Here is a 19,276-nt window from a genome sequence, read left to right as displayed (position 1 = left end):
ATACTCCCCTTGTCAACAGAACTAAAAGAAGCACTTTGTTCGCAGCAAGGTGTCATGGGAGAATTATTAGTAAATTTGATTGGTATCGAAAAAAATCAACTAAAAGGTCAAGATAACCTGGCTTTAAGGCAGCTTAAAAGTACTTATTGGCAAGGCCTAAAATGGGCTGATGAATTGATGGGGTCTATTACTCAGTGAAGTTTATGATAGTGATACTCTGATCTTAAAGATAAGTGATTGTTAGTTGGAAGTGGTTTTTTTATGAAAAAATTGAGTATTAGCCTTGTAGTTGTTTTTATATCAGCTGTGATTGGTTTGCGCTGGGTAGGTATTTCTATTCTCGCAATTGATGATGCCTTAGATGTGTCTACTGGACTAGGTGCAAAAATTGCTTGTTCTGGAAAATTTGTGGGTGGTTTATCACAAGCACAAATAGTGTCTGATTTAGCCGGGTATTCTCCCGCTAATAATATACTCGATATCGAATATTCTGAAAATAAAGTTACTACCGATTTTCTTGGTTTATCTCAAGCCAGTGCAACGTATCGTAAAGGTTTAGGCTGTACGATAGATAATGAACTTGCCACTTTTGACTTAGATACTTTGGTTGTACCTACTTTGCAACAGTCATCATTGTTGTGGCCAACTGGAGAAACGGTTACTTCAATCAATACAAACTTGCAGATGGTAGTAGATGATATTGTCGCAGCCGACAACCAAGCTGGGTTAGACACCAGAGCCTTGTTAGTGATCAAAAATGGTAATCTTTTAGCTGAATCTTACGGCCCTGACTTTACCCAAAATAGTAAGTTCTTGGGATGGTCGATGGGTAAAAGTTTAACGTCAATCATGGTGGGTAATTTAGCGCTGAAACATAGTGTAAAAGATACCGAAACTATGTTGTTTGAAAGCTGGAAAGGCGACGAACGCAAAGACATAACATTAAAAAACTTACTGCAAATGTCATCTGGTTTAGAATTTGACGAAAATTATATTCCAGGCACCGATGCCACCAGAATGCTGTTTTTAGAGCCAAGTACTTCTAAATATGCTGTTCATAAACCTTTAGCTAACCCAATTGGTGAGCAGTTTTATTACTCCTCTGGCACCACTAATATACTTATGCGCTACATATTTAACACTCTAGGTAGCGATCAGCAAACACTAGTGGATTATTTTTATCAACAAATTGCACAACCTCTAGGTTTAGCTCATACCGTGTTTGAGGTGGATGCCGAAGGTATATTTGTCGGCAGTTCATACATTTTTGCTTCTGCCCGTGATTGGGCAAGAATGGGCTTGCTAATGATTAATCAAGGCGTGATTAATAATCAGCAAATCTTGAGCAAAGAATGGGTACAAGCTTCGTATACACCCAACGAAAGTCAAAACGATGGGAGTTATGGTTATCAATTTTGGCTGAATCGCGGTAGTGAAAAGTTGCGTTGGCCTGAATTACCAGAAGATACGTATGCCATGTTAGGTAACCGTAAGCAAAGAGTGATGATGTTTCCATCGCAAAATACAGTGATTGTGCGATTAGGATGGGGAAGTTCATACCCCGATGATGATAACTTTGGCAAAATACTGGCTGAATTAAATTAAGTTTGAATATCAGGCAGATCCATTATCCATTAAAACTAAAAGCCATTTTTAACGGCCAAGACTGTCTGATGTGATATGCCACACCATGTGAGCTAGAGACGGACTCAAATAAATGGAGCGCTTTGGCTCGAAACGTAAAATTTGGCGCTAGCAAAGGAGCGGGTGGGTTTTCAGTGCATTTACGGGCTAAGGTTAAATGCGGGACATAGGTTTGTTTGGGTAGATGTAGTCCAGCTACATTGGCTATTTTGTTAACTTGTTTAGCTAGATTTACATGTCTTTCATCTGGCGATTCACTGCCTAACCAAAATGCTTTAGGTTTAGGCCAATAACCTACTTGGTCAAGTGTTACATCAAATTCAGATATAGCCTGCATCATGCTAATTTCAGTGGTGATGGTATCTAAGTGTTTAGGTGTCACTTGCCCTAAAAAAGCTAAGGTTACATGAAAGTTTGGAGCCGGTACAGGGGCGTTAAATTGCGGCAAAGCTTTATTTCGCCAGGCTTCAATTGCTAATTTTGTTTTAGGGTCGGGTGATAAACCTAAAAATGCACGCATACTCTATTATTCCATCGTTTAGTTATAAAACTGATATGATCCCAATTAGATAGATTATTTTCATCAAAGAGATGTTACTTGCTGCCAGTTACGCAAATTTTACCAGTCTTACACCAACAACTAAATAGCGGGGATGCCATTGTGGTTGCTCCTCCGGGGGCTGGCAAGTCAACTTGCTTGCCTTTGTCATTGTTAAAGTTAGATTGTTTCAAACATCAAAAAATACTTATGTTGCAACCAAGAAGGTTAGCTGCGCGAAACATTGCGACATATTTGGCTGAACAATTGGGTGAGAGTGTAGGCCAAACCGTTGGGTATCGAATCAGGGGGGAATCAAAAGTTAGTGCTCACACCCGACTAGAAATAGTCACAGAAGGTATTCTTACTCGCATGTTACAAAGTGAACCTGAGTTGCTAGGTGTGGCTTTGGTCATTTTTGATGAGTTTCATGAACGCAATATTCACGCTGATTTTTCCTTGGCGTTATGCCTAGAAGTACAACAAGCACTTAGAGATGACCTACGATTATTGGTAATGTCGGCTACCCTAGACGTACAAGCTATTCAAACACTTATGCCTAAAGCTAAGTTATTAGAGTCTCAAGGGCGTTCTTACCCGGTAGAACTTGAATATCGTGTTAACAATACCAGCGTGCCATTAGCTGAAAAGGTCAGTCGTTTGGTGATTGATGTCTTTACTCAGCATCAAGGAGATGGCCTAGTGTTTTTGCCTGGTGCTGCTGATATAAATAAGACCGCTGATAAGCTCAGTCAACATTTTGGCAGCAGTGTGGCCGTGCATTGTTTGTATTCTGATCTAGCAAAGCAGCAACAAGATTCAGCTTTACTGCCTGATAAAAATGGTAAACGCAAAATTGTACTAGCTACCAACATAGCTGAAACCAGTTTAACCATTGAAGGTATTGAGTTTGTGGTCGACAGTGGAGTTGAAAAAACGGCTGTGTTTCATCTCAATCGAGGGATCACCCATCTACAAACTAAAAAGATATCTCAAGCATCTGCGGTGCAAAGAGCCGGTCGTGCAGGTCGTTTAGGCCCAGGTAAGTGTTACCGCTTATGGAGCAAAGAGCAACAAGATAGGTTAGCCCCACAATCTACGCCTGAAATTTTACAAACTGACATGAGTGGTTTCATGTTAGAAAGCGCTATGTGGGGAGCTCCCGTTAAAGAGTTGAGTTTAATCGACTATCCCACTGACGCTCAATTAGCTCAGGGTGGAGATTATTTAGGCCAATTAGGTTTACTTGATAAGTCACAAAAAATTAGCTCCTTAGGTCGACAAGTACATGCACTAGGCGGACACCCTTCTATTGCTGTGATGATGTTAAAAAGTAAAAGTATGGGAGTTCAACATTTAAGTTTAGCTTGCACTTTAGCTGCATTGTTTGAAAGTAAAGACCCCATTCCACGTAGTTTTAGTCAATCAGTGGGAGCCGAAGTTTCCGCCAGACTTCATTATTTGTTGAAACATAAAAATCATCCAATTTGGCAAACAATAAAGCAGTGGCATAAAAAGCTAAATTGCGCCTTACCGACAAACCTAGAATCAGACTGGCCTTTTGAGGATGTTGCTGTGTTGATAGGCTTTGCTTATCCTCAATGGCTGGCGAAACAAAGAAGTGGTGAAAGTTATCAACTGGTTAATGGCTCTGGTGCAGTTTTGCTACGTGATGATGCGTTGGTTGAACAAAAATGGCTGGCTGTGGGCACCATGTTGTCCAGTGATAGGCAACAAGATAATGCGTCTATTCGATATGCTGAGCCTATTTCGTTAAAACAAATAGAGCAATACTTTGTCCACTTGATTAATAACCAAGAAGTATTGGAGTGGGACACTACTCAGCAAAAAATTAACGCACATAAAAGTAAAATACTCGGAAAAATAACTATTCAAAAACAGCCTTTGGCAAAACCTACTAGCCAGCAAATTAGCAATCTTTGGGTGCAAGTGATTTCACAAAAAGGGATTGATGCTTTGCCGTTTGACCAGGCCTGTTGGCAATTTATCTATAGAGTTCGTTTGGCTAATACATTAGAAATAGATGGCGTGTTAGCTGATTTTTCTGAGGCAGGTTTATTGGCTTCAATGGATACGTGGTTATTACCTTATTTAACCACGAAAACAAGTTGGGCACAGTTATCTCAATGTGATTTTATCCAGCAATTAAAATCATTATTAGACTATCAACAGCAGCAAGTGTTAAATAAAATCTTGCCTGAAAGTATAGGTTTACCCAGCGGGCGAAATGGCCGCTTACAATATGCTGAGCCACAAAAGCAAGGTTCTGAAGTCAAACATTCAAAAGTGACTTTGTCGGTTAGAATGCAAGAGCTTTATGGTTTGCAACAGCACCCATCTGTGAATCAAGGTAAGTTGGCACTTACCATAGAGTTGTTGTCGCCAGCCCAAAGGCCATTGCAAACCACTCAAGATTTACCTGGGTTTTGGAATGGAAGTTATAAAGAGGTTCAAAAAGAAATGAAAGGCCGTTATCCTCGTCATTTCTGGCCAGATAATCCAGCCACGTCACAAGCGACAACGACCACTAAAAAAAGAATGCTAAATAATGAGCAAAACCGTGCCTAAAAAATCCACTAAAACAAATAAAGTAGCGAGTGACAAACCGTCTATATGGCGAAGACTCAATCCGTTTAGCTGGTTTTTTAGACATTGGTTTAAGTTACTTATTATATTTGTCTCATTAGTTGCTGGATATGGCGTTTATCTTGATGCACAAATCAGTAAAAAATTTGCTGGTAACAAGTGGCAGGTTCCAGCGCAAATTTTTGCTCGTCCTTTGTATCTGGCGCTCAAACAAGAAATAAGCATTAAAGAAATTGAAGAAGAACTGATTCTGCTTGGGTATAGGCGAGTCACTCGGGCGAAAAGCTCAGGGGAATATCAGGTTTTGGCTAACCGGATCCGAATCCAACGTCGTAAATTTGAATTTTCTCATGGTGCAGAAGATTTACGTTTTATAGAAGTCACGCTAAGTAAACAAAGGATCACCAAGATCCAAGACCTCGCCACTCGAGAGTCTATCAATAGTTTTTATCTTGAACCTTGGTTAGTCACTCGTTTACAAAGTAGTGACCGAGAAGATCGCATGTTAGTTAATATTCATGACGTTCCTCCAGTATTAACCCAAGCTTTAGTCGCCGTTGAGGATAACGATTTTTATCAACATTTTGGCATTGCACCTTTGTCGATTATGCGAGCTTTGATAGCGAATGTATCTGCGGGCAGAACAGTGCAAGGTGGCAGCACTTTGACTCAACAGCTAGTCAAAAACTTATTTCTAACTCGTGAACAAACCATTACCCGTAAAGCAAAAGAAGCTTTAATGGCGTTAATTATTGAATTTAGATATAGCAAAGAAGTGATTATTGAAGCTTATTTAAATGAAGTGTTTTTAGGGCAAAATGGCAACACTGGCGTTTATGGATTCGGTTTAGCCAGTTATTTCTATTTTGATCGACCACTTAACGAATTACGCATTGACGAAATGGCAGTCTTGGTAGGGATAATAAAAGGTCCTTCATATTACAATCCAAGGCGATATCCAGAACGTGTCATTACCAGACGTAACTTAGTATTGCGTATGATGTTCGAAAGTCATCAACTCACCTCAAACGAATACGAAGCTCTCGTTGCTAAACCACTTAAATTGGCTACCGGCGCCAGTCTAAAAAAAGACAAACATCCAGCCTTTATGGATATGGTTAGGCGAGAATTAAAGCAAGTGTTAGACAACCCTGATATTAGGCAGTCGGGCTTAAAAGTATTTACCACGCTAGATTCTAACGCTCAATTAAAAGCGGAAAGAGCCGTAACGAATGGTGTGGCTAAACAAGAAAAACGTATCGGTTTAAAAGGCTTTGAGGCCGCCATGATCATAACCGATATTGATTCTGGCGAGGTACGCTCAATTGTTGGAGGACGCAAAGCCGATTATGCCGGTTTTAACCGAGCCTTAGATGCTAAACGAGCTATAGGGTCGTTAATTAAACCCGCTATTTATTTAACCGCCTTGGAACAAGCTGCGGACTATAACTTAGCCACCTTGCTGACCGACGAGCCAATCAAACTCAAAAGTTCTGAAGGTAAACTTTGGCAACCACAAAATTCAGATAAAAAGTTTCGTGGGCAAGTCTCTTTATTAACTGCATTAAGTCGCTCATTGAATGTCCCTACTGTGACCTTGGGCATGGAGTTAGGTTTAGGCACTATTGCCGATACTATTTGGCGGTTAGGCGTGACAGAAGACATTGCCTTGTACCCCGCAATGACACTAGGTGCTGTTAACTTTTCGCCATTGCAAGTGAATCAAATGTACCAAACTATGGCTAACAATGGTCGATATATCCCATTACACTCGATCACTGCCATCATGTCGCCAGACAATAATTTATTATGGAATTTTGATCATGCTCCGGAACAAAGAGTGGATGAACAGGCTAGTTATTTATTGAATTATGCACTGCATAAAGTCACTTTAGAGGGCACGGCTAAATCTGTTCGAAGTCAATTTCCTGAAATAAACATGGCTGGTAAAACTGGTACTACTGATGACTATCGAGACAGCTGGTTTAGTGGCTTCGACAAAAATATGTTGATCACCAGTTGGATAGGAAAAGATAACAATCAACCGGTGAACCTGAGTGGAGCAAGTGGTGCCATGCAGCTGTTTATGGGGTATCAAAAACAACAGGAGCCGAAATCCTTAGTCAGACGTTTTCCTGCTGGATTAGGTATTACCCATTTCGATTTGGCAACGGGTAAGTTGAGTAAAGCTGGATGTAAAGACACCTACAGTGTGCCGGCCATTACCGACGCATTGCCACCTACCCCTAAGAAATGTTTCGGCGAATCAAGAGTGCCAGATAAACCTAAGAGTTGGTGGAAGAGGATATTTGGCTAATTGGAAATTAGCATGAATTTAGAAGCATGGCTGCGCCACTCTGCATCCATGCAGGTTTTTAACTCGAATCCCTTCGAGCTAGTGACTCTTTTTACAACAGCAAAAAAAGAGTCACCAGAAAAATGCCGCGCTCCGGACAAATTCCTTATCCATTAAATTATTAGCATTCATGTCGAAACGGCAATAAGCAGCTCCCAGCTATAAAAGATTGCCTTGTCCAGATATCCATATCTGGCCATCCGACAAGCCAATGATTTGATGGGGAATTTGTAATCGCAGATAAATAAAAAGCATCGGCGTTACCGACAAAGAAAATTACGATGCGTGTCCTTTTAATCATTTTTTTCTTCATCTTTATGTGGCGAAGCCATGCTTTTGATTTTGTCGCGACTCCAAGTTCAACGAGCAACGCAGGCAAATAGAGGGTACATGACAGGGATGTCATTTAAGCAATGTCTTGTAGGGAACAAATCATTGCGACCTTTATTTTGGCAAGTCGCGCAGGTATTAGAACTTGGTCGGAGCGCGGCTTTTCTTGTCTACTTCTTTTAGCTGTTGAAAAGAAGTTGATTGGACGAAATGGATTTCTTTTGAAAAAAGGCAGGGATGCCAAGTGCGAAGCATAAAAAGTGAACGAAGTGAATAAGTGACGGAGTCATGCCCCGAGCATGCAGTGAATGTCCAGTCGCGAAGCGATGCCTTGTGTGCGAAGCACATTAATGAACGAAGTGAATATTTCTCAAAACGTTAGCCTCACTGCCACCAGTGAGGCCAATAATTTGGCTAAAAATGCACTTTAACCTTAGCCGCAGTCTCCACTGCTACCCTAATCGCTTTCTCAACAGATTCTTCACGTTTCAACACTACACCCAATCGGCGTCTGCCATCGATTTCAGGCTTACCAAATAAACGTATTTGAGTTTGAGGTTGGGCTAATGCTTTTTCTAGTTCAGAGAAACGTATATCAGTGGATGTGCCTTCACGCAAAATTACCGCTGATGCACTAGGGCCATATTGTTCTATTTGATGGATAGGTAAACCTAAAATAGCGCGGGCATGTAAGGCAAATTCAGATAAATCTTGAGAGATGAGGGTGACTAACCCTGTGTCGTGTGGTCGCGGTGATACTTCACTAAAAATAACATCGTCACCTTTAATAAATAACTCTACACCAAACAAACCATAACCACCTAAGGCTTCGACTACACTTTTCGCCATATTTTGCGCTTTTTCTATAGCTGTTTTTGACATTGCAGCTGGTTGCCATGATTCGCGATAATCACCGTCTTCTTGTCTATGACCAATAGGGGCGCAGTAGTGAATGCCATCTTTGGCACTAATGGTTAATAAGGTAATTTCGTAATCAAAATCAACAAAGCCTTCGATGATGACTTTGCCTTTACCCGCACGCCCACCTTCTTGAGCATATTTCCAAGCGGTCTCAATATCACTTTGTGAACGCACAAGTGATTGACCTTTACCTGAAGAGCTCATGATAGGTTTGATTACACAAGGAATACCGATTTTTTCAATGCCTGCTGTAAATTCAGTAAAAGTTGAAGCAAAAACAAACGCTGAAGTGGCAAGGCCTAAAGTGTTAGCAGCTAAACAACGTATGCCTTCACGATTCATAGTGAGTTGTGTGGCTTTAGCGCTTGGTATCACATTAAACCCTTCGCCTTCTAGTTCTGCTAACGTGTCGGTAGCAATGGCTTCTATTTCAGGCACGATTAGATGAGGGCGTTCTTTTTCGACTAGTTCACGTAAAGCTTCACCATCTAACATGTTAATGACATAGCTTCTGTGGGCTACTTGCATGCCAGGTGCATTGGCGTATCGATCAACACCTATCACTTCAACGCCTAGACGTTGCAACTCAATGACGACTTCTTTACCTAATTCGCCACAACCTAACATCATTACTTTGGTTGCAGATGTTGAACAAGCGGTACCTAACATGAAAACCTCAATTTATGTCAATTTGAATATACAAGATCATATCTGAAAACCAAGTTTCACCATAGTAAAAATAGCTCTATCAAAGAAGTGATTAACTAGCTTTTTGTAGGTGCTGTAGTTAGTTTTTGATCACCACTGATTTGGGTATTTTATCTAGTGGTCTTTCGTATTTATCAGGTAATGTTGCTTCTTTATTAATCCGTTTGTTAATAAAGTTGTTGATATTTGGTTTGCTTGTACAGTCGACGTTGCCGCCCATAAAACCCATTATTATAGCCGCTGTTTTTCTTGCTGCGCCATCGCAGTTAGCTCGGATTTTTGTTTTATCCAGTCGCTTTTCGTCTTCAGTCATAAACCTATTTTTATTGGGTGCATGAATAATCGGTGAGTTTTTTTGTTGTTGGTAATATCGCCCTGCTTCTTGTGCTAAGCGTTTATCAGCTTGCTGGTTAAGCGCCTGAACATGTTTGCCTGCTAGACCGGTAAATTGACTGTTAACTTGAGGTCGAGCAACCGATGTTTTATCTATCGAAGGAACAGGTGTTGGTTTTGGCTGTTCGTTTGTTTGCTCTTTGGGATCACTTGTGAGGGCTTTTGTTTGTTCAATTTTATTGGGTTTCTGTTTTTCAGGTTTTGTTGGTTTGGGTTTAACATCTTGCTTGGCAGGATTGACTTGAACTGTTTCTTCTTTAGGTAATTCTATGGTTTTTTTGGGGGGCTTGTTTTTGGGTTCCGGTGTCATAAGCGGTTTTGGCAGTTCAAAAAATAATTTAGCTTGTAGAGGTTTGATCTTGGGTGTTTTAGTTGGCGATTTTGTGAGACTACCTTGCACCATAAAAAACAACACTATCAGATGAAATATCACTGACAGACCAATGGTGGTATATAGCAATGGGTTTTTCTTAAGCACTCAGATCAAAACATATTGAATAGATTAGGGTTTTGTAGAGTCTTGTTTAAATAATTAGTTCCACTTGTGCTTGAGCACTTTTAATAATCAGATGATTATTAGTGTTACGCTTGGTTTAGCATCGTCAGAGCTTGTTGCTTGTTATCGGTGACAATTATTTTAGATTGGGTATCTGAAAATATGGCTTTGGTGATTTTTTCGATGTCTTCTCGATCTGAATCTTCTACTACAACAGCTACGTGTGTGTTACCCGAACCCTCAAGTCCTTTTTTACCTAACATGGTAATACCCACTACATCTTCAGGGGACAAAATAGAGCCGTCTATATACGAATAATCCAACAGAAGTTTTTTGTTGCTAGAGATTGCCGTTTTATATTGAGGGCTTTGTGTCATAAAAATCATATCAAGGGCGTTAAGTGTACCTTCTAAAGTGATACATGAGACATCTTTAATAGTGCTTATCTGAAATTGCATTACTAATCCCTTTCATTTTTTAAATAACATTTATACCTTAATTCAAACCACGCAAGTTTGCTAAGAATAATCCAACCCAAATTGGGATTACTAAGAGGTTGTGCACCGATAACTTATCTATGCCAAAAGAGAGAAGTTAAAACCATTAACATTTACCGAACCAAGTTGGTGCGTTTTTGTTTTATTGCACCAAGTGAGGGCTTTTGTTGGGTTTTTTTTAATGCACTATATGAGTAAGTGGTTGATTTTATATGAAAATAATTTTTGGCATAAGACTTGTTCTAGTAATGGCAGAATTTTAAATTTTATATAATAAAACACTGGGAGTAACACAATGAAACTAGTAACTGCAATCATTAAGCCTTTCAAGCTTGACGATGTGCGTGAAGCAATATCTGAAATCGGAATTGATGGTTTAACCGTAACCGAAGTTAAAGGTTTTGGTCGTCAGAAAGGTCATACAGAGCTATATCGTGGCGCTGAATATCAAGTAGATTTTTTACCTAAGGTAAAACTTGAAGTTGGTGTTAAAGATGATCAAGTTGAACGTTTAGTTGAAGCCATAGTTGGCGCTGCTAAAACGGGCAAAATTGGTGACGGTAAGGTTTTTGTTTATGACTTAGAGCATGCTGTTCGTATTCGTACTGGCGAAACAGATGGCGAAGCCATTTAGATCTTGAGGAGATAATTGTGGAAATTACATTTGAGTTGGGCTACGCCCTAGATACATTTTACTTTTTAATTTGTGGCGCATTGGTTATGTGGATGGCCGCAGGTTTTACTATGTTAGAAGCTGGTTTAGTGCGTGCTAAAAATACCACCGAAATTCTAACTAAAAACGTCGCGTTATATTCTATCTCGTGCATCATGTATATGGTTTGTGGTTATTCAATCATGTACGGTGGCGGTGAATTCACTTTGTTCCTAGACGGAATTACTGGTGACGGCGCTACAGGTGTTGCTGAAGATGCTGCAACTTATGCTCCTTCTGCTGACTTCTTCTTCCAGGTAGTATTCGTAGCAACGGCTATGTCTATTGTTTCTGGTGCAGTTGCAGAACGTATGAAGCTTTGGGCTTTCTTATCATTTGCTGTTGTTTTAACTGGTTTCATTTACCCAATGGAAGGTGCTTGGACTTGGGGTGGCGAATCTGTATTCGGTATGTACACTCTAGGTGATAATGGATTCTCTGACTTTGCTGGTTCTGGTATTGTGCATATGGCTGGTGCTGCTGCAGCTTTAGCTGGTGTGTTATTACTAGGTGCTCGTAAAGGTAAATATTCATCTGACGGTCGTGCAAATGCAATCCCTGGCGCTAACTTACCGCTAGCTACTTTAGGTATGTTCATCTTATGGATGGGTTGGTTTGGCTTTAACGGTGGTTCTGTATTAGCTACAGCTACTGTTGAAAGTGCTAACGCTGTAGCTGTTGTATTTATGAATACTAACGCTGCTGCTGCTGGTGGTTTAGTTGCTGCGCTTTTATTCGCTCAAATCTTATTTAAGAAAGCTGACCTAACTATGGCCTTAAACGGTGCATTAGCTGGTTTAGTGGCAATTACTGCTGAACCTTCAACACCTAGCCCGTTACAAGCTACTTTGTTTGGTGCTATCGGTGGTATCGTAGTAGTACTAAGCATTATCGGTCTAGACAAACTTAAGATTGATGATCCAGTTGGTGCTATCTCTGTTCACGGTGTAGTTGGCTTAGTAGGTCTATTACTTGTTCCTATCACTAACCCTGATGCTGCTACTTTTGGTGGTCAGTTATTAGGTGCAGCTACTATCTTCGTATGGGTATTTGTTACTAGCTTCATTGCTTGGTCAATTATCAAAGCGGTTATTGGTATCCGTGTAAGTGAAGAAGAAGAATACGAAGGTGTTGATATCAGTGAGTGTGGCTTAGAAGCTTACCCTGATTTCACAACTAAACGTTCTTAATATGATTTAGTTAGGTGTGATTTTCACACTTAATAAATAGAATTGAAGCCCCGCTTATTTAGCGGGGTTTTTTTTGCCTAAATAAAAGGGGCTGATTGCTTATTCTAAACGAGTGCGAGTTGATAGCGATGAGATTATGCGAGATTTTAAAACTGAGGTATATTACTGTTAATTAACAAGTCGTAAAGATAGCCAAGTCGCTGGTTATTAAGGTGAGAGTTCCGATATGAGTCAAGCTCAAAAAGGCATTTGTGCAGAGCCTAATCTGCACGCACTTTATCTGACATTTACTGTTGTCGATGATGATGTACATGCCATGCGTGCAAAATTGGCTAGTGTGCTCGATTTGTTTAGTCATTTCGATGAAGAGTACTATGAAGCTATGGTTTCTGGTGTTATCGCCATAGGAACCGATTATTGGTATGAGCTGTATCCTAGGTTAATTCCTCTAGAATTAGCTCCTTTTCCTAATATGCAAAGCGAAGATCGTGGTGCACCAGTGACGCCAGGTGATCTGTTCATCCAAATAAAAGCGGATAGAGCCGATATTTGCCATGCCATTGGAATCGAAGTCATTCAATTATTAAGACCTCACGTTGATCTATTTGAAGAAATTCGTGGGTTTCGTTATTTAGACGGTCGAGATCTTACGGGGTTTGTAGATGGCACTGAAAACCCTAAGGGGATGCACAAGTTTGACGTGGCAATTGTGGGTGACAATGATCCTGATTTTGCGGGGGGGAGTTATATTCACGTTCAACGTTATCGTCATAACATGACAAAATGGCAGCTTCTAAAGACACATAATCAAGAAGAGGTGATGGGGCGAACTAAAGCTGATAACGTAGAGTTTGCTAGCGACAAAAAAGCCGCATTTGCTCATACTAAACGTACCAATTTAAAAGATGAAAATGGCAATAGTGTTGAAATTCTTAGGCAAAGTATGCCTTATGGCGATATGGCAGTGGAGGGGTTATATTTTATCTCGTGTGCAAGCAGTCCTAAGCCTTTTACAGATATGTTACGTAATATGATTTTTGCTGATTCAGCAGGTAATTACGATAAACTTTTGGACTACACCATTGCTGAAACAGGCGGGGCCTATTTTGCTCCATCAGTTAAATTTTTAAAGCAACAAGCAATAGAGTAGTGCCGCTTCTGAGAGAAATTGGCTTCCTGAAAAAGCACTAAATTGGCTCAGTTAATGGCAAAAAAGACTGGTTATGAATAAACAAAACTACATGCCAATTTCATCTGTTTATATATTGATACATTTCTTTGACTTGACCAAACTATACAAAATATTTAACTTATTTTAATATCTCGACATGTGTACTTGTCTCGAAAACCATAATTCAACTATTAACTAAGTTTATTACATGGAGGTTTTTATGTTTCACTTAACATTTCTAAAACGCTCAATTAGGTTGTTGCCTGTTCCTAATTTATTAAGTAAAAATATTTTTATACTGCTATTGGCTTTACCCTTTGGTTTGATAGCAGCGCAGGAAAATTCGAGTGCCGCACCTACACAGCAAGATGATCAGGAAATAGAACGAATTGAAGTGGAAGGTAGGGCTGGTGATTCGGCACTGCAGGCTTTCAACTCAGGTAATTTTGCACTAGCTGAAATAGAGTTTAAGAAAAATGCTAAATGTGCTCTTAGAGCAGAACGCAATTTGCAGGCCTCAATAAACTCTTTCCAAAACTCTCAAATTAGTCAATCACTACAAAGTACAGCAGGCAATGCTAATACCCAAAATGGTTCAGTGTCGAACACCGCAGGTAATTCAGCACCAAGCACTGGAAAAGTGATCAACAGAACATCCAAGAATAAAAGTATCCTTAAAGCCCGTACCTGTGAAAACCGTGGGTTTCAGATGTATATGATAGGTTTAACACAACTTCAATTAGGTCGACCTACAGAAGCTGAAGAAGCGCTGAGAACTGCTGTATTCCTTAATCGTAATTTATATGATGCTTACTACCGATTAGCACTTATCGAGTTCTTAAGAGAAAACAAAGAAGAAGGAGAGGAGTTATTTGAAGATATACAGGTAATTCTTTCCCGTTGTCGAGATTGTGAAGCAAAAGGTGAAATCATTGCACGGATAGATTTTTTGCAAAATGTCATAGACGGTAAAGTTAAGCTTAGGTGATTTCCCTGCATTCCGATTAGTAGGATTAAGGCCTAAGAAGTATGGAGCCGTCCCAATCGGATGGCAATTCTGTTTGTTGAAGTATTTTACATTGCTCAAGGTGATGTTTGGCTAAGGTATCTTCGGGGTAGATATCTAAAGCTTGTTGGAAATGGTTTTCAGCTTGCTGCCAGTCTTGTTGCTTTCTAAATGATAAACCTTGTTTTATTAAATCTGCGTTAGCTAATTTTTGTAGTTTTTGTCTTTCTTCTTGATGATCTATGACCTCATAGATTTCAATGGGTGTTTGACGACCTTTTACTCTAACCCAATCTAACAAACGGTATTGAAATAAATCTTGAGACTTGGCTTGCGTTAAGGTTTGTTCACTAATGATGATGTCAGTGTTGTAAATAGGCGCTAATGCTTCCAAACGAAACGCCACATTCACACTGTCACCAATAACAGTCGTATCCATTCTATCGTTTGAGCCTACTGTGCCTATTATCACAGGCCCAAAGTGCACACCTATGCCAATATTGACTGGCGGATAGTTACAGTTGGCTCTGTGCTGATTGTATAGGTTTATGGCATAACGTAAGTCTAGAGCTGCGCGTATCGCATCCTGGGCTTTATCTACATTGGTGCCTTTAGGACGATCAAACAGAGCCATGACGGCATCACCAATAAATTTATCAATAAAACCGTTATTTTGATGTATAGGATCATTCATTCGCAAAAAGTAAGAATTAAGAAAATTCATTAATTCTTGTGGGCTCATTTGTTCAGATAAACCGGTAAAACCTCTAATATCACTGAATAGAATGGCTAATTCGTCTTCATCTGCTTTACCAAGCTCTAGACTATCTGAACCGTGTTTAGCTAAATGATCGACAAACTGCTTTGGTACAAACTTACGAAAGGTTTTATTTAATTCTTTTGCTTCTGCGGCAGACTTGTCAAAATTTTGCTCATTCAAAGGTTGAGAGGAAGAATATAAGTCAACGTTTTGTTGTGAGTTATCCTGTTCAGGCTTAGATTTGTTTTTATTCAACAAAACCAGTAAAACGCCTGTATATACCAAGATAATAAATAACAAAACTAAAGGTACGGGTTGTAAGACCTGTTCTAACATTAATATTTCTTCACTCTATTACTTGTTTTGACTGCAATATTTTTATTGAGTTTTTTGTGCGACTTCAGCTAATACTTTATCCGCGATATTTAACGTTTCTTGTATCACATCTTCCGAATGTTCTACAGAAACAAATCCGGCCTCGTACGAAGCAGGAGCCAAATAAACGCCTTGTTCTAACATACCATGATAAAACAAATTGAACTGCTCGGTATTACAGTTAATTGCTTGTTGGTAATTAGTCACACGTTCAACATCGGTAAAAAATAACCCAAACATACTTCCTGCATAATTAACTGACATAGGTATGCCATGTTTATCTGCAAGTTGTTTAAAGCCTTCTGCTAATTTTTGGGTGTTTTGACTTAGTTGCTCGTATAAACCAGGTTTTTGAACTTCTTTTAAAGAAGCTAGGCCTGCTGCCATAGCTACAGGGTTACCTGATAATGTACCTGCTTGGTAAACTGGCCCTAATGGCGCTAGTTGTTGCATGATTTCTTTTTTGCCACCAAAGGCTCCTACAGGCATACCACCACCTAAGACTTTACCTAAACAGGTTAAATCGGGCTCGACTTGGTATTTTTGTTGTGCGCCACCCAAGGCGACTCTAAACCCAGTCATGACTTCATCAAGAATTAATACCGCACCATATTGGTCACATATATCACGTAAACCTTGTAAAAATCCATCGACTGGTGGAATACAATTCATGTTGCCTGCTACCGGCTCAACTATGATACAAGCGATGTCTTCTGGATTCTGTGCGAAAGCTTGAGCGACAGATTCAAGGTTATTGTATTCCATGGTTAAAGTATGTTGTGCCAAATCGGCTGGGACGCCAGGAGAGCTCGGCACACCAAAAGTTAACGCACCTGACCCAGCTTTAACTAATAGAGAGTCAGCATGGCCGTGATAACAACCTTCAAATTTAAGAATTTTATCTCTGTTGGTGTAACCTCTAGCCAGACGAATAGCACTCATAGTCGCTTCAGTGCCTGAGTTCACCATACGCAACATTTGCATAGAAGGGACCAGTTCACTGACTAACTCTGCGATAGTCACTTCAATTTCAGTCGGAGCACCAAAACTCAATCCATTTTGCGCGGCGTCTATCAAAGCCTGACGAATTTTAGGATTGTTGTGACCCAGCACCATGGGGCCCCAAGATTGAACGTAATCAATGTAACGCTTATTGTCGACATCAAATATATACGGGCCATCGGCTTTGCTGATAAATGGGGGGGTGCCACCCACTGCTTTGAATGCCCTTACAGGAGAGTTGACTCCTCCAGGTATATGAGTTTTTGCACGATTAAATAGATTTTCAGATGTTTGCATAATGGATTCTTAAGGTGATTTTTTAATTTGGGATTAACTGTTAACGTGCCAATGAACTTTTTGGTCGAATTGACTAACGATTGACTCGACACCTAATGTTAAGGCAAATAATGCCATTCTAACCAAAACGCCGTTATCTGTTTGGCGAAATATAGCTAAATTAGGATTGAGGTTTAAATCGTTATCTAATTCATTTGCTTCTGCTCTAGAGTCTCTTGGTAAAGGATGCATTATCACAGTCTTTGATTGAAAATGCTGAGTATAAATCTGTTGGTTTAAACGAAATTTTCCTCGATAAAGATTGGCTTCATCTTGGGTGGAAAAACGTTCTTCTTGAATGCGAGTTTGGTAACAGATATCTGCATCTACATTACCTTCAAATTGTTGGCTAATTGTATATTGATGCCCTGCGTTTTCGATCACATCAATTATTGAAGAAGGCATTGCCAATTCTTTAGGTGAAATAAGCGTAAAACGAATATTTTTGAATAAACATAAAAGTTTAGACAGTGAATGCACGGTACGACCGTGTTTTAAATCACCAATCATGGCGATATGCATACCATCAATGTTACTACCGTGAGCCTGTAACTCTTTTTGTATTGTGTATAAATCGAGTAAAGCCTGAGTGGGGTGTTCGTTAGCCCCGTCTCCACCATTAATCACTGGGATACGGCTTCCTTCTGCAAACTCGGCCACTGAACCAATATCTGGGTGGCGCATGGCAATAATATCTGAATATCCACTCAGTACTCTGGCCGTGTCATAAAGGGATTCGCCTTTTGCAAGAGCTGAATTACTTAAGCCTGTCGTCTCTCTTACTTCACCACCAAGTAAATTAAATGCAGTTCCGAAGCTGACTCGTGTTCTTGTGCTGGGTTCAAAGAATAGGTTACCTAAGATAGCTCCGTTTAATACTGTGGTGCGCTTTTCTCTTTTGGCATAAGGCAACATTTGATGAGCAACATTAAATACACGTTCGATTGCTTCGCGGTCGAATTGATTAACGGAAAGAATGTGGCTGCCTTTAAAATTCATTTGGGATAGATCTTTTATACAAGCTAGAAATGCCAATATTTTATCAAAATTTTACCTAGCGTGGGTTGAAACTTATGATTTAAATTTTAAGCTGCAACTGCATAAATTTACTGTTGGGATTGTTTGTGTAGTTGGCAAAGGGGCCACAATATTCAAATCCGTATTTTAAATATAATTTATGAGCTGGTTTAAAATATTCTTGAGATCCTGTTTCTAAGGACAATCTAGTGATGCCAGTTGTTTTAGCATGCTGAAGTAGATGCTGTAATAGTTTGTTAGCGACACCTTTACCAGTGTGAACACGTGCGGTGCGCATAGATTTTAATTCATGGTGAGTTGGGGTGAGGCGTTTAAGCGCCGCGCAGCCTAATAATTCTTCACCAGACCAAATACTCCAAAATGTGATACTAGGGCTGCGAAGCTTGGGTAAATCTAATGCGTGAACACACTCTGGCGGTGATGTGGCTCGCATATCATCAAGATGCTCCTGTAATAAAAGCCCTATTTTAGGATGTGTTAAGTCATCTATTTTTATTTGCATGATTTAAATAATTTGGCATAAATCAATGAATATACCCAAACGCCATATTTGTTGTGAATCGATATATTTTGCAGCGCTGTGGGTATATGTCTACCTTTTTTCTCTCGATTTACTATGGCGCTCAATTTTAACAGGCCGTGACCTATTACTTGTTTTGTTGGCAGAGTGACGAGTTTTGCTTTGGGTCATAGGTTGACTTCTTTTATAAGAGTTTTGACTCTTATAACTTTTATTTTGCTTGTCTATTTTGGTTCGTACTTGTTTGGGGCTATTGGATACGAATTTATTGTTTGAGCTTCTAGATTTAGGTGACTGAATGCCCGGTTTATAGTCCTTAAAGTTTTTACTCGTTGGTTTTCTATACTCGTTTCGTTTTTTATTGAAGGTATTTTTACTGTTATTCATAGCTGAATGTTTAGTGTATTGATTCAATTTATTTTTTACTTGAGCACTAGAGCGTTTTTCTGCTTTAGGGTATTTATTAACATCCAATACTCTTTGTTTATCGATTTGATGTTGTTTTTTAGGACGATGATTCTGGGTATTTGAAACATAGCGAATAGGATTTTCACTGTTTCTTATAATACGTTTGCCATTTTGTTTATATTGCACACCTCGTCTGTGACGTTGATTATGTGTCCATCTTGAGTATTCGGTAACACGCACCCTTTGCTTACGAGAATGACTATTGTTC

At 39.7% G+C, this 19,276-nt stretch carries 17 protein-coding genes and 1 pseudogene; 9 read left to right on the top strand and 9 right to left on the bottom strand.

Annotation, left to right across the window (positions count from 1 at the left end):
- Both ACSHXM_RS15825 and ACSHXM_RS15820 read left to right on the top strand, forming a co-directional pair.
- Nucleotides 1-198 (top strand): hypothetical protein (locus ACSHXM_RS15825; protein ID WP_435690200.1); only part of this gene is annotated, 198 nt, incomplete at its 5' end.
- A 63-nt stretch (nucleotides 199-261) separates the two neighbouring features.
- The gene (locus ACSHXM_RS15820; RefSeq protein ID WP_435690198.1) at nucleotides 262-1,605 is read left to right on the top strand and encodes a serine hydrolase domain-containing protein; all 1,344 of its coding nucleotides are present in this window, start codon (nucleotides 262-264) and stop codon (nucleotides 1,603-1,605) included.
- A 22-nt stretch (nucleotides 1,606-1,627) separates the two neighbouring features.
- On the opposite strand, the gene thpR is transcribed toward ACSHXM_RS15820, so the two are convergent.
- Nucleotides 1,628-2,164: an RNA 2',3'-cyclic phosphodiesterase gene (gene thpR, locus ACSHXM_RS15815; protein WP_435690196.1), complete on the bottom strand. Its 537-nt coding sequence runs from the start codon at nucleotides 2,162-2,164 to the stop codon at nucleotides 1,628-1,630.
- A 78-nt stretch (nucleotides 2,165-2,242) separates the two neighbouring features.
- Here thpR and hrpB point away from each other — a divergent pair, with 78 nt between their 5' ends.
- Genes hrpB through ACSHXM_RS15800 form a run of 3 tightly spaced genes read left to right on the top strand, consistent with a single transcriptional unit; the run spans nucleotide 2,243 to nucleotide 7,262 of the window.
- The gene (gene hrpB / locus ACSHXM_RS15810) at nucleotides 2,243-4,771 is read left to right on the top strand and encodes an ATP-dependent helicase HrpB (protein WP_435690194.1); all 2,529 of its coding nucleotides are present in this window, start codon (nucleotides 2,243-2,245) and stop codon (nucleotides 4,769-4,771) included.
- Nucleotides 4,752-7,106, top strand: a complete 2,355-nt coding sequence (mrcB, locus tag ACSHXM_RS15805; protein WP_435690192.1) for a penicillin-binding protein 1B — start codon at nucleotides 4,752-4,754, stop codon at nucleotides 7,104-7,106. The genes hrpB and mrcB overlap by 20 nt, the downstream gene beginning before the upstream one ends.
- Nucleotides 7,107-7,118: 12 nt before the next feature.
- On the top strand, nucleotides 7,119-7,262 hold the full coding sequence (locus tag ACSHXM_RS15800; RefSeq protein ID WP_435690190.1) for a hypothetical protein: 144 nt from the start codon (nucleotides 7,119-7,121) through the stop codon (nucleotides 7,260-7,262).
- 627 nt (nucleotides 7,263-7,889) lie between these two features.
- Here the strand turns inward: ACSHXM_RS15800 and purT are convergent.
- The 3 genes from purT to ACSHXM_RS15785 all read right to left on the bottom strand — a co-directional run bounded on the left by purT (nucleotide 7,890) and on the right by ACSHXM_RS15785 (nucleotide 10,451).
- The gene (purT, locus tag ACSHXM_RS15795) at nucleotides 7,890-9,065 is read right to left on the bottom strand and encodes a formate-dependent phosphoribosylglycinamide formyltransferase (RefSeq protein WP_435690188.1); all 1,176 of its coding nucleotides are present in this window, start codon (nucleotides 9,063-9,065) and stop codon (nucleotides 7,890-7,892) included.
- 118 nt (nucleotides 9,066-9,183) lie between these two features.
- A complete protein-coding gene (locus ACSHXM_RS15790) occupies nucleotides 9,184-9,957 on the bottom strand; it encodes a hypothetical protein (protein ID WP_435690186.1) in 774 nt (257 codons plus the stop codon).
- 122 nt (nucleotides 9,958-10,079) lie between these two features.
- Entirely contained in the window at nucleotides 10,080-10,451 is a 372-nt protein-coding gene (locus tag ACSHXM_RS15785) for a hypothetical protein (RefSeq protein WP_435690184.1), read from the bottom strand.
- Nucleotides 10,452-10,785: 334 nt separating this feature from the next.
- Here ACSHXM_RS15785 and ACSHXM_RS15780 point away from each other — a divergent pair, with 334 nt between their 5' ends.
- From ACSHXM_RS15780 to ACSHXM_RS15765, 4 genes are all read left to right on the top strand, one after another.
- Nucleotides 10,786-11,124, top strand: a complete 339-nt coding sequence (locus tag ACSHXM_RS15780) for a P-II family nitrogen regulator (RefSeq protein WP_235313642.1) — start codon at nucleotides 10,786-10,788, stop codon at nucleotides 11,122-11,124.
- A 17-nt stretch (nucleotides 11,125-11,141) separates the two neighbouring features.
- On the top strand, nucleotides 11,142-12,392 hold the full coding sequence (locus ACSHXM_RS15775) for an ammonium transporter (protein ID WP_435690181.1): 1,251 nt from the start codon (nucleotides 11,142-11,144) through the stop codon (nucleotides 12,390-12,392).
- A gap of 226 nt (nucleotides 12,393-12,618) precedes the next feature.
- Nucleotides 12,619-13,542 carry a Dyp-type peroxidase gene (locus tag ACSHXM_RS15770; RefSeq protein ID WP_435690178.1) on the top strand — a complete coding sequence of 308 codons (924 nt, stop codon included), beginning with the start codon at nucleotides 12,619-12,621 and terminating at the stop codon, nucleotides 13,540-13,542.
- 241 nt (nucleotides 13,543-13,783) lie between these two features.
- Nucleotides 13,784-14,551, top strand: a complete 768-nt coding sequence (locus ACSHXM_RS15765; protein ID WP_435690176.1) for a hypothetical protein — start codon at nucleotides 13,784-13,786, stop codon at nucleotides 14,549-14,551.
- 25 nt (nucleotides 14,552-14,576) lie between these two features.
- Here ACSHXM_RS15765 and ACSHXM_RS15760 read toward each other — a convergent pair whose 3' ends face one another.
- The 5 genes and pseudogenes from ACSHXM_RS15760 to ACSHXM_RS15740 form a co-directional block, all read right to left on the bottom strand.
- Nucleotides 14,577-15,665 (bottom strand): adenylate/guanylate cyclase domain-containing protein, encoded by a 1,089-nt coding sequence (locus ACSHXM_RS15760; RefSeq protein ID WP_435690174.1) that lies wholly within the window; start codon nucleotides 15,663-15,665, stop codon nucleotides 14,577-14,579.
- A gap of 42 nt (nucleotides 15,666-15,707) precedes the next feature.
- A complete protein-coding gene (gene hemL, locus ACSHXM_RS15755; protein ID WP_435690172.1) occupies nucleotides 15,708-17,003 on the bottom strand; it encodes a glutamate-1-semialdehyde 2,1-aminomutase in 1,296 nt (431 codons plus the stop codon).
- A 33-nt stretch (nucleotides 17,004-17,036) separates the two neighbouring features.
- On the bottom strand, nucleotides 17,037-18,041 hold the full coding sequence (locus ACSHXM_RS15750) for an aspartate carbamoyltransferase (RefSeq protein WP_435690170.1): 1,005 nt from the start codon (nucleotides 18,039-18,041) through the stop codon (nucleotides 17,037-17,039).
- A 79-nt stretch (nucleotides 18,042-18,120) separates the two neighbouring features.
- Nucleotides 18,121-18,582: a GNAT family N-acetyltransferase gene (locus tag ACSHXM_RS15745; RefSeq protein ID WP_435690167.1), complete on the bottom strand. Its 462-nt coding sequence runs from the start codon at nucleotides 18,580-18,582 to the stop codon at nucleotides 18,121-18,123.
- Between the two features lie 90 nt (nucleotides 18,583-18,672).
- Nucleotides 18,673-19,276 (bottom strand): annotated as a pseudogene (locus tag ACSHXM_RS15740) (hypothetical protein); the annotation flags it as partial.

The organism is Paraglaciecola sp. (genome assembly GCF_051252315.1).
Lineage (GTDB): Bacteria > Pseudomonadota > Gammaproteobacteria > Enterobacterales > Alteromonadaceae > Paraglaciecola.
Note: the sequence above shows the minus strand (reverse complement) of the source record. Positions and strands in the feature narration are given on the sequence as shown.

What these genes read in the sequence shown, in the direction of transcription:
- mrcB (WP_435690192.1), top strand. Translation starts at nt 4,752, where the DNA reads ATGAGCAAAACCGTGCCTAAAAAATCCACTAAAACAAATAAAGTAGCG.
- ACSHXM_RS15745 (WP_435690167.1), bottom strand. Translation starts at nt 18,582, where the DNA reads ATGCAAATAAAAATAGATGACTTAACACATCCTAAAATAGGGCTTTTA.
- hemL (WP_435690172.1), bottom strand. Translation starts at nt 17,003, where the DNA reads ATGCAAACATCTGAAAATCTATTTAATCGTGCAAAAACTCATATACCT.
- ACSHXM_RS15750 (WP_435690170.1), bottom strand. Translation starts at nt 18,041, where the DNA reads ATGAATTTTAAAGGCAGCCACATTCTTTCCGTTAATCAATTCGACCGC.
- ACSHXM_RS15765 (WP_435690176.1), top strand. Translation starts at nt 13,784, where the DNA reads ATGTTTCACTTAACATTTCTAAAACGCTCAATTAGGTTGTTGCCTGTT.
- ACSHXM_RS15785 (WP_435690184.1), bottom strand. Translation starts at nt 10,451, where the DNA reads ATGCAATTTCAGATAAGCACTATTAAAGATGTCTCATGTATCACTTTA.
- ACSHXM_RS15820 (WP_435690198.1), top strand. Translation starts at nt 262, where the DNA reads ATGAAAAAATTGAGTATTAGCCTTGTAGTTGTTTTTATATCAGCTGTG.
- ACSHXM_RS15800 (WP_435690190.1), top strand. Translation starts at nt 7,119, where the DNA reads ATGAATTTAGAAGCATGGCTGCGCCACTCTGCATCCATGCAGGTTTTT.
- ACSHXM_RS15770 (WP_435690178.1), top strand. Translation starts at nt 12,619, where the DNA reads ATGAGTCAAGCTCAAAAAGGCATTTGTGCAGAGCCTAATCTGCACGCA.
- ACSHXM_RS15780 (WP_235313642.1), top strand. Translation starts at nt 10,786, where the DNA reads ATGAAACTAGTAACTGCAATCATTAAGCCTTTCAAGCTTGACGATGTG.
- purT (WP_435690188.1), bottom strand. Translation starts at nt 9,065, where the DNA reads ATGTTAGGTACCGCTTGTTCAACATCTGCAACCAAAGTAATGATGTTA.
- thpR (WP_435690196.1), bottom strand. Translation starts at nt 2,164, where the DNA reads ATGCGTGCATTTTTAGGTTTATCACCCGACCCTAAAACAAAATTAGCA.
- ACSHXM_RS15760 (WP_435690174.1), bottom strand. Translation starts at nt 15,665, where the DNA reads ATGTTAGAACAGGTCTTACAACCCGTACCTTTAGTTTTGTTATTTATT.